The organism is Paracoccus sp. 22332 (assembly GCF_052045125.1).
GTDB lineage: Bacteria > Pseudomonadota > Alphaproteobacteria > Rhodobacterales > Rhodobacteraceae > Paracoccus > Paracoccus haematequi_A.
Genome location: NZ_JBQEOI010000068.1, coordinates 7,208 through 9,760 on the forward strand (window position 1 = coordinate 7,208; position 2,553 = coordinate 9,760).

Below are 2,553 nucleotides of genomic sequence, written 5' to 3' on the forward strand. Positions count from 1 at the left end.
AGTCCTCATAGGTATCCTGTCGGGTGTTGTCGTAGTCGATGCAGAGGCCGGCTTCGTCGATCCGGGCCTTGAGGATCTCGGCCTCGTTGCAGTCGCCCAGGCTGATACCGTTGCCGCTGCCGGCGGAGTCCATGCAGGCGGTAAAGGCCGTGGCAAAGCCGTCGACGAGGCGCATCTCTTGGCGGCTGAGCGGGCCGCCGGGAAACAGGGCGGTGGCGGCGACGAGGGCGATGATCAGGAGAATAGTGGCGCCGGCGGCGGCGATCAGGATGCGGTTGCGGTTCATCTCGGTGTCCTTTCCGAACGGGGGCGGCGGTGCGCCGCCCCGATGGGGCTGTCGCGCGGGCGCTCAGCGGCGGATCAGCGGGGCGAAGTCCTGGAAGCTGCCGGTCTCAGTAGCGCGGTAGCCCAGCCGGGCGGCGGCCGCGAAGGGATCGTCAAAGGCGCCTAGGTCGGGATGGCAGGCGCGCAGATACATGGTGGTGATCAGCGTGGTGGCGCCCGCCGGGGTGACCAGGTCGAGCGCGGTATAGCTGGCGTCGCCCGCCATGAAGGCCGGCCGCGCGGGGCTGCAGAACACCTGCACGGGCGAGGGCTCGCCCCAATCCAGGCTGTCGGCCGGGGTGTCGGGAGCGGCCGAGACCGCCTGGCGCAGGGTGACCAGCACCAGGTCGCCGGGCACGGCGGCGCTGCCCTGGCCGACGACCTGGCGATCGGTCTGGTCGTAGTGGATGCATTCGCCCATGTGGCAGCGGGCCAGATAGGGCTCGGCCTGGGCGAGGGCGGCGGGCAGGGCGAGGGCGGCGGCAAGGATGAGGGGCTTCATGGGTGTCTCCACAGTCGGAAAGGGTCTTCGGAAAGAAGGGCGAGGTCAGTCGACGCAGCGGTCGGGCCTGTCGAGGCAAAGATCCAGGGTGGCAGGCGCGTCGGGGTCGAGATCCGCGCGCAGGGGCCCCGGCTCCAGCGTGATCCCGGTGAGGCGCCAGACGCCCGGCGCCCCGGCCGGCGTCAGGGTGCCGGACAGCGTCCGCGCGCCGCTTTTGCCCTGGGCCTGCAGGCTGATCTCGTAGCGGGTCTCGCGGAAGAGCCCGCCATGCCGGGTCAGGGTGGCGGCGAGCGGCAGGTGGCAGACGAGCCGGCGCAGCGGCACCATGCCGCGCTGGCCCACGTCGAGAGCGGCGTCGCGCAGCTCCTCCTCCGCCTCGGCCTCCGCATAGAGACGGGCGCACCGGGCCTCGCCATGTTGCTGCTGGAAGGCTGCCACCAAGTCCTGGCACTGGCGGTGCAGGCCGGCCAGCCGGGGCGTGTCCGGGTAGCGGGCGCAGGTGAGCAGCGCCGCCGAGGCCGGGCTGCCGGGCTCGAGGTCTGCATAGGCGGCCGCCAGGCGCTCCCCCTCCGCCGCCAGCACCCGGTCGCGCTTCTCGGCCACGCGGGCCTCGGCCTCCTGTGCGGCCGCACGCAGCGCGGACACGGCCGCGTCGAAGGCGTCGCTTGCCGGACGTGGGCCAAAATCCGGCAGGACCGCATAGCCGTCGGTGGCAAGCGCCTCCTCGTAGCTCTCGCCGGCCGCCTCGGCGCGGGCCGCCATCTCGGCGATCCGCGCCGTGCCGACACGTTCCAGATGCGTGGCGGCGATCTCCTCGCAGCCCTGGGTGATCCGTGCGGCAAGGGCGGCGTCCATGCCGGCCAGGACCGCGCCGATGCGCCGGGCGCAATGGCTGGTGATCGCGGCGATATCGGTCTCGTTAGCGACCCCTTGGGCCAGTTCCTGCGCCAGCACCGGCACGGCGGTCTCGAGGAGGCGCGCGGTGGCGAGCCGCAGGACACGGTCGATCTCCTCGCGCGAGAGGCCGGTGTCGCGCAGCGCCGACGCATCGACGCCGAGCCAGTCGGCGGCGCGGTAGGCCTCGAGCGTGACCGGCGTCGCGGCCAGGCGGGCGATGGTGGCGCGCAGCCTGTCCATGCCGGCGATGCGCGCCTCGATCCGGGGCCAGGCCTGGGCCACAAGCGTCTCGTAGCGGTTGCTGGCGCAGCTCTGCGACAGCGCGATGGTGGCTTCGGCGACCTCGCGCGTCCAGTGTTCCAGCGGCAGGCCCGAGGCGATCTCCAGCAGCGTCTCCCCGCCGGTCCTGCCGAAGCCCTGCGACATGACATGGGTGCCGGTGCCGTCCACGGTCGCGCAGAGCCGCGCGGGATCGGTCTCGGCCATGGCGGTCACATCGCGGCCCGCCAGCATGAGCGCCAGGGCGCGGCTGTCCTGCAGCTCGGTCAGCAGTTCGGCGTCGGTCCGGTCCCGGCTGGCCCGCCAGGCGTCGCGCATGGCGGGCAACAGCGCCGCAGCCTCGTCGCCCTCGATCTCGCCCGCCAGAACGCGGGCGCGCGCGATCATGCGCGCGCCCATTGTCTTCAGCCCCTCCTGAACGGCCTGGCGCTTGGTCTGCTGGTCGAGCGGCGGCAGCAGCGCCGGCGGCGGCAGGGCCTCGGCGGCGGCGCGGGCGGCGGCCAGATCGGCGGGAGAGGGCGCGTCCGCCTCCAGCATCGCCAGCACGGCGT

3 protein-coding genes are annotated in these 2,553 nt (G+C 73.3%); all 3 read right to left on the reverse strand.

Translation table 11 applies throughout. The annotated features are described in order from the left end of the window. A partial coding sequence (locus ACTJI6_RS22665) for a hypothetical protein (RefSeq protein WP_440803925.1) occupies positions 1–286 on the reverse strand: 286 nt, incomplete at its 3' end. 63 nt (positions 287–349) lie between these two features. After that, the gene (locus ACTJI6_RS22670; RefSeq protein WP_440803928.1) at positions 350–826 is read right to left on the reverse strand and encodes a hypothetical protein; all 477 of its coding nucleotides are present in this window, start codon (positions 824–826) and stop codon (positions 350–352) included. A 45-nt stretch (positions 827–871) separates the two neighbouring features. Next, positions 872–2,553: hypothetical protein (locus tag ACTJI6_RS22675; protein WP_440803929.1), on the reverse strand; the 1,682-nt coding region annotated here is incomplete at its 5' end.